The organism is Ureibacillus sp. 179-F W5.1 NHS (genome assembly GCF_045369345.1).
In the GTDB taxonomy this organism is placed as follows: Bacteria; Bacillota; Bacilli; order Bacillales_A; family Planococcaceae; genus Ureibacillus; species Ureibacillus halotolerans.
Genome location: NZ_JBIQFG010000074.1, coordinates 1 through 6,697, shown reverse-complemented (window position 1 = coordinate 6,697; position 6,697 = coordinate 1). Strand labels below are relative to the sequence as shown.

Annotated in this window: 6 protein-coding genes; 3 read left to right on the top strand and 3 right to left on the bottom strand. The window is 33.5% G+C overall.

The window, feature by feature from the left end; all coding sequences use genetic code 11:
• Positions 1 to 177: 177 nt before the first annotated feature.
• Complete coding sequence (gene sfsA / locus ACH0B5_RS17520) at positions 178 to 867, bottom strand: DNA/RNA nuclease SfsA (protein WP_122973095.1); 690 nt, start codon at positions 865 to 867, stop codon at positions 178 to 180.
• A gap of 351 nt (positions 868 to 1,218) precedes the next feature.
• Here sfsA and ACH0B5_RS17515 point away from each other — a divergent pair, with 351 nt between their 5' ends.
• Positions 1,219 to 1,962, top strand: a complete 744-nt coding sequence (locus tag ACH0B5_RS17515) for an SDR family NAD(P)-dependent oxidoreductase (protein ID WP_122973097.1) — start codon at positions 1,219 to 1,221, stop codon at positions 1,960 to 1,962.
• 256 nt (positions 1,963 to 2,218) lie between these two features.
• Positions 2,219 to 3,442 carry a globin-coupled sensor protein gene (locus tag ACH0B5_RS17510; RefSeq protein WP_406928231.1) on the top strand — a complete coding sequence of 408 codons (1,224 nt, stop codon included), beginning with the start codon at positions 2,219 to 2,221 and terminating at the stop codon, positions 3,440 to 3,442.
• A 47-nt stretch (positions 3,443 to 3,489) separates the two neighbouring features.
• Here ACH0B5_RS17510 and ACH0B5_RS17505 read toward each other — a convergent pair whose 3' ends face one another.
• Positions 3,490 to 3,993: a hypothetical protein gene (locus ACH0B5_RS17505; RefSeq protein WP_122973100.1), complete on the bottom strand. Its 504-nt coding sequence runs from the start codon at positions 3,991 to 3,993 to the stop codon at positions 3,490 to 3,492.
• Between the two features lie 175 nt (positions 3,994 to 4,168).
• Positions 4,169 to 5,587, bottom strand: a complete 1,419-nt coding sequence (locus tag ACH0B5_RS17500) for a polysaccharide deacetylase family protein (protein ID WP_122973102.1) — start codon at positions 5,585 to 5,587, stop codon at positions 4,169 to 4,171.
• Between the two features lie 178 nt (positions 5,588 to 5,765).
• Here ACH0B5_RS17500 and ACH0B5_RS17495 point away from each other — a divergent pair, with 178 nt between their 5' ends.
• Entirely contained in the window at positions 5,766 to 6,617 is an 852-nt protein-coding gene (locus ACH0B5_RS17495) for a dimethylarginine dimethylaminohydrolase family protein (protein WP_122973104.1), read from the top strand.
• The last annotated feature ends 80 nt before the right edge of the window (positions 6,618 to 6,697 follow it).

Sequence of the window (6,697 nt, the reverse complement as noted above, 5' to 3'; positions counted from 1 at the left end):
AGTCTAACAAAATTAGGAGATTGCGTGTTTATTTTTTCTGAATTTTATCTGTACCCCAACAAATATTTTAGAGCCTACTAAAAAAAGTATCTTTTTTCAAATAATGATGAAAGGAGGGGCTTTTAAATCGGGCTCCCTCCTTTATCCGTATAAATAGATTTTCTTCTCGTCAACTTCTTATGCTAAATAGACTGGAAGTGATTCGTTTAATACTAATCCGTCTTTTTTAACAATCGAATCATAAGCTAAAATCTGTACCCCTTGTTCGTATGCTTGTAATAAAGCATCTGCAAAGGCTGGGTCTGTTTTTCTATTAGGGGTGAACCCATGGCATCCTTTTAATTGGACAATAAATAAAATGGTACAACTATATCCTTCACACACTGCCTTTATCAACTCTAACACGTGCTTAGTTCCCCTTGTTGTAGGAGCATCAGGAAACATCGCCATTCCATCCTTTTCTAAAGTAACTCCCTTAACTTCAATAAACCCTTTTTGATCATCATGTTCAAAAAATAAATCAAAACGGGAAGCTCCATAAGTCACTTCTTTTTTAACCGAATTTACCATCCCAAATTCTAATAGTTTCCCTTCCTTTAATGCGTTAAAGGCAACCATATTTGGAGCTTGAGAATCAATATTGACCCAATCTCTATTCTTTATAACGGCTATTAAGGAAAATTTTGTTTTCCGGTTAGGATTATCACTTCGTTCTAAAAGAACTTCCGCATCTGGAAGAAGAAGTTCTCTTAAACGTCCAGTATTTTTCACATGTACCCTTTCTTTTACCCCATTAATAAAAACTTCTGCGATAAGTCGATTTATACGTTTACTAAATCTTCCTTCAACTATTTCTCCATATTGCATTTTGTCACTTCTTTCTCGCTTCTTTTTCTCTCTTGTTCCCTAAGTATAACAAGAAGCGATTTTCTCCTATAACCCTCTTTTATAAAAAATTATTCAACAAAATTATCATTTTTGTTCGTTAAGCTGCATTTATGCCAATTCTGTTTACCTTCCTTTTTTAAAATGGTGGTACATTTAATTTGTTTATAAAAGTAAGAGGGATTGGTTTAAAACTAGGAAATTAAATATTGAAAAAAAGCTGTGAAAGAAGGTGCAAAAACTTTTGCTAAAACTTCTTTTAAGTATATAAAGAGGAAAAGTATAAAGAATATATAGGAGCATGAAAATTTCTTAAATAATGGAGGCAATAATATGACAGATTTAAAGGGCAAAGTAGTCATTGTTACGGGCGGTGCATCTGGTATCGGTTTAGCAACTGCAAAAGCCTTTTTAGACAAAGGTTCTAAAGTTGTAATCGGTGATTATAACAAGGAAACTGGAGAAAAAGTAGTCAATGAATTAAAAGATCAATATGCGGATGTTTTATTTATAGAAGTGAATGTAGCTGATGAGAAATCCGTTGAAAATCTTGTTTCACAAACGGTTTCCCAATTCGGTCAATTAGATATTATTTTTAATAATGCTGGAATCGGTATTCAAAAACCGACTCACGAATTAACAGATGAAGAATATAAACGAGTGATTGCTGTTAACCAAGATGGTGTATTTTATGGAATGAAATATGCCCTTCGTGAAATGCTTAAAACAGGTGGAGGCTCAATCATTAATACTTCATCGATTTTAGGTAGTGTTGGTGAACCAACGTCTATCCCTTATGCAGCAAGTAAAGGAGCTGTTAACTTAATTACAAAATCAGCTGCTTTAGAATACGCTGATCGTAATATTCGAGTAAATGCCGTAGCACCTGGCTTTATTGAAACAGGTTTAGTTAATAAAGAAGCCCTTGGTGAGTTTTACGATGGATTAGTTGCAAAACACCCAATCGGTCGTTTAGGGAAACCGGAAGAAATTGCCCATGCCGTTGTTTTCTTAGCTGAAAATGACTTTGTTACTGGCACAACAATTCTTGTTGACGGTGGATATACAGCGAAATAAAGAGTTTGAATAAACAATAGAGCAAAGTGATGATTAAAATCGCTTTGCTTTTTTACTTTTTCCTAACTTATACGTCAAATTTTCCCATTAAATGTTAACTTCAAGTCTGTGTATCTATTCAAAATAAATTTTAATGGACGATAAATACATTACTATATATTTTTTAAAAGGGAGTATCTCATGAGTATATTCACGAAAAAAAAACAAACAACGAAGCTAAAAGAAGAAGCGGCCAAACAAAAACAACAGGTAAAAAATAGACATTCATCATTATCCTAACGTAATTCAACAGTTATCCATCATTGACCTCACATTAGAAGATTTAGCTGTAGCAAAGGCGTTACAACCACTCATTCAAGCCAACATTGAAGAAATTTATAATCCAATTTATAACCATTCCTTTGAAGGTATTCGAAAAGTAGTTGATATGACCCCTTTAGGCATTGATTTAGCAGGCTGTCAGCAATACGTCGTTAGCTTTTTTGATGGCATTATCGATGATCATTTTGCAGCCAAAAGATATCAAATTGGCAAATATTATTTAAAAGTTGGGGTCGAAGTAAGATGGTACCTTTGTACAAACCAAGCTTTTTTAAACAAGATTATTGATATCCTTCATGAAGAATATAAAGATGATATGGAAAGTTTAACATTAGCTTTTAAAGTCACAAATAAAATATTCAATTTAGAATTGCAACTTTGTTTAGCAGCTTTACAAGAACTGCAAAACGAAGAAGCAGCAGAGAAAGAAATGCAAGCGAAACAAAATGTGAAACAAAATATTGGGGCTATTACAGAAGAATTGGCAGCCATGTCAGAAGAAGTTGGAGCATCTGTCGCTGATACTATCATTCGTTCTGAAAGTATGAAGACAGACATAAACGAAGGTTTACAATCAGCGATTATTACTTCCGAAACATCTATGACTGGAAGAAAACAATTAGATTTAGTTATTGAACAAACCCTTTCTTTAAAAAATAGTGTAAATGACATTCAAACGAGTATCAGTTCATTGGAAGCAAATTCAAGAGAAATTGGAGATATTGTAGCGGTTATTACTTCCATTGCTGAACAAACAAATCTATTAGCGTTAAATGCAGCAATTGAAGCAGCAAGAGCGGGAGAACATGGTAAAGGATTTTCTGTTGTCGCAGCAGAAGTTCGAAAACTAGCTGAACAAACAAAAGATTCTTCAAGCGATATTAAAGAATTAGTTGCCTCTACAACGAAACAAATTGAAGAAGTGGTCAATCAAATAAACGAAGTTAATTCTAAAACACTATCAGTTAATCAAAACGTACAAGATACGGTGAATAGTTTTGACGAGATACTAACTGCAAGCAGTGCAAGTAAAGAGCAAAACGAACGAAACAATCAAGAAATCATTAAATTCACAAGTGCACTAAAGGAGATTGGTGAAGCAGGTCAAAAAGTAGCCGAATTAGCAGATGAATTAAATCAACAAATGCTGGAATATTAAAATACAGGGCCCCTAGTGGACCCTTTTTTCATTTTATTAGAACTCTATTATTCTACCTTTTGGTTAGCTATATTCATTTCAGTATATTCTTCCTCAGTTATAGCTTGAAATAATACTTTCATTTCAGCCATCCACAACGACAATTCAAAGCTCTTAGCATCTTCATGGAAATTACCTTCTAATTTAACCGTCTCCCCGTCCACAGTCGTATAGAATTCCAGCATACGTCCATCGGTTATTCCATTTAATTCATACTTTGTTTCCTTATACGCTTCTTCTGCACTTTCATTACGTTCCATTACATAGAGATTTCCCATCAACTCACCTTCACGAAGTGCTTGATTGATTTTCAAGAACAGTTGTAGTGAGCCATCCTTTGAAGTATAGATGTAACCGTAAATACTATTTAGTTCGGTGAAAAATTGGTTTATCCGTTCCTTTTCGATTTGTTCCGAGTGATCTTCCTTATCTTTCATAGAAAATGTGACCCATAAATAAGTAACACAAAGCAATAGAACAATTAGTATTAGCCACACCCCATATTTCTTCATTTCCCTTCACCCCCATATAAATAGTACTCTATTAGTTTATGTTAATCCTTCACTTAATAAATATAGGAGTAAAAATTTCCCCTTAACATAAAGAAGGACACCCTTAACTCCTCCATCTGGGATAGAGAGAAAGGGTGTCCTATTATTTTATTTTCCAAGAAATAATTTGTGGAAATTAGTTCGAATTTAAACTCGAAACTGTTACACATTCATATCCTTGTTCTTTTAAAAACTTCAATACTGGCTCTAATGCTTCTACAGTAGTGGCATGAATATCATGCATCAAAATGATAGAACCATCCTTTACATTTTCTTTTACGATACTTAAGATGGCTTTTGGATCGTGGGATTTCCAATCAAGTGTATCAATTGACCATAAAGTAGCCGGCATCCCACTTGCCTTATCAACCTGGGCATTTTTCGCGCCATAAGGAGGACGAAAAACAGTAGGATATTCTCCTGTAGCATCTAAAATGGCCTTATTCGTTTGTTCGACTTCTTTTTTAATTTCTTCATTACTTAGAGTAGTTAAATCTTTATGACTCCATGTATGATTACCTAATTCATGCCCTTTACTAGCTATCTCTTTAACAATATTCGGATAGAAGTCTACACGGTTACCTAGCATAAAGAAGGTAGCTTTCGCATCATATTTATCTAATAGTTTAAGAATTTTTTCTGTATTTTTTGGATGTGGTCCGTCATCAAACGTTAAAGCAACCCGTTTTCTATTCGTAGAAGTTTCCTTATTTAACGCCTTCTCTGAATCTTCTTCATGAGTTACTTTCGGTGGTACCTTTTGTTCATCAGTTTGAACTTTGACCTTTAGTTTATTTTTCCATTCATCTGTTAAGAAATCTTTAAACTGATCAATTGGTATGGATATTTCTGGAGATCCTGCAGCACCAGCAGTAACCTCATATTCATTAAATTTAAAGATAACTGACTTGTCAGTAAGATACATATTAGAGAAATGATTGTTCTCATCTTCAATCCAGTTCTTTAAATCTTCCTTGAAGAAGTATAGACTATATTCTTCCGATTGTTCAAAGGCATTTAGTAATAATTGATAGATTTTACCCCGATTTTGCTCGTTATCAATTAAAATATCAGTTTGTTGTATATATTGATGATTATGTATATCAACTAAAAATACTTTTGTACTTTGGAAGCCATTTGCTCCGACAACGTAACTTTCATTTGAAAATACAATAGAGTAAACATTTTCAGCTACTGGATAAATATTAAAAGATATGTTCAATTCCGCTATATTTTCTTTAAGAAATTCCTTATTGTTTTTTACTTCATTTAAGAAATTTTCTTTAGATTCCGTTACATAATCGGTAATCCCTTGATTTAATTGTTGATCTTTAAATTTTGGATAATGAACTGCCATATGGTATGTCGTTTCATCAGACACTTCCGATACGATATTCACTCCCGAGTAAGCAGATGCCTCCATCTTTTTACTACTACTCTTCTTATTAGAAGGGTCAATTCCATTACTGTCTACTAATATAAAATTGAATAATAGAATAGCTCCTAAAAATACAAAAATAGATAATATAAATATAATGATTTTTTTAGCTTTCATACATGACACCTTCTAATTTTCTTGTTGTAAACAGTTCCCATTATACGCTTCAAGTTATATATAAACAACATGAATTTGTAACAAGTTAAAAGAATATTTCCTTTCAATCAATTGGTCATAATAATCGAATTTTTAGGAAAAAATAAGGACTAAACGAAACAGATAGGATGTCTAAAAAATGGAAGAATATACTAACCATAAAACCTTTTGTATGAGTGAATATGATATGTTAAAACGAGTAATTCTTTGCCAGCCTCAATATATGACAATCCGGGAAGTCATTAATGAAACGCAAGAACATTTTATTGATGAAGGCATTCATATCGAACGGGCCCTTCAGCAGCATGAGGAATTTGTTAAAACCCTTAAAAATCATGATGTTGATGTGATTTTACTGCCCTACCATAAAAAGTATCCAGAACAGGTCTTCACACGGGATATTGGTTTTACATTAGGACAAACAATCTTTGTCGCAAACATGGCCACGGATGTTCGTGCAGGAGAGGAAAATGTATTAAAACAATGGTTAGAGGACGAAGAAATTTCCTATTATAATTTAGTTGAAGAGTTAATTGAAGGTGGAGATGTTGTGATAGATCGGGATACCGTATACGTTGGGCTAAGTAACCGAACAAACCAAAAAGCAGCTGACCAACTACAGCGTCTTTTAACTGACTTTCAGATTGTAACGATTCCTTTTAAAGAAAAATACTTGCATTTGGACTGTGTATTTAATGTTGTTTCCCCCGATGTTGCCCTAATCTATCCAAAAGCCTTATCACAAAAGGAAATTGATTTATTTGCCTCTCGTTATGATCTAATAGAGGTTTCGGAAGAAGAACAGTTTCAATTAGGTACAAATGTATTGAGTATCGGCAACAAACGATTATTCAGCTTACCTGTAAATGAAAATGTAAATAATCAACTGCGAAAACGTGGCTTCGAAGTAATTGAAGTAGATATTACGGAAATTATTAAATCTGGTGGTTCTTTCCGTTGTTGTACCCTTCCGATTTTACGAGAAAGTTAAAATAAAGGTTCTATGTCAAATGTTGGGGTGAAGTGATATTACACGGCACCCCGATTATCCTAAATGAATCCCAATTTTCT

Coding starts and splice junctions, on each gene's coding strand:
- ACH0B5_RS17505 (WP_122973100.1), bottom strand. CDS start 3,993: ATGAAGAAATATGGGGTGTGGCTAATACTAATTGTTCTATTGCTTTGT.
- ACH0B5_RS17500 (WP_122973102.1), bottom strand. CDS start 5,587: ATGAAAGCTAAAAAAATCATTATATTTATATTATCTATTTTTGTATTT.
- sfsA (WP_122973095.1), bottom strand. CDS start 867: ATGCAATATGGAGAAATAGTTGAAGGAAGATTTAGTAAACGTATAAAT.
- ACH0B5_RS17495 (WP_122973104.1), top strand. CDS start 5,766: ATGGAAGAATATACTAACCATAAAACCTTTTGTATGAGTGAATATGAT.
- ACH0B5_RS17515 (WP_122973097.1), top strand. CDS start 1,219: ATGACAGATTTAAAGGGCAAAGTAGTCATTGTTACGGGCGGTGCATCT.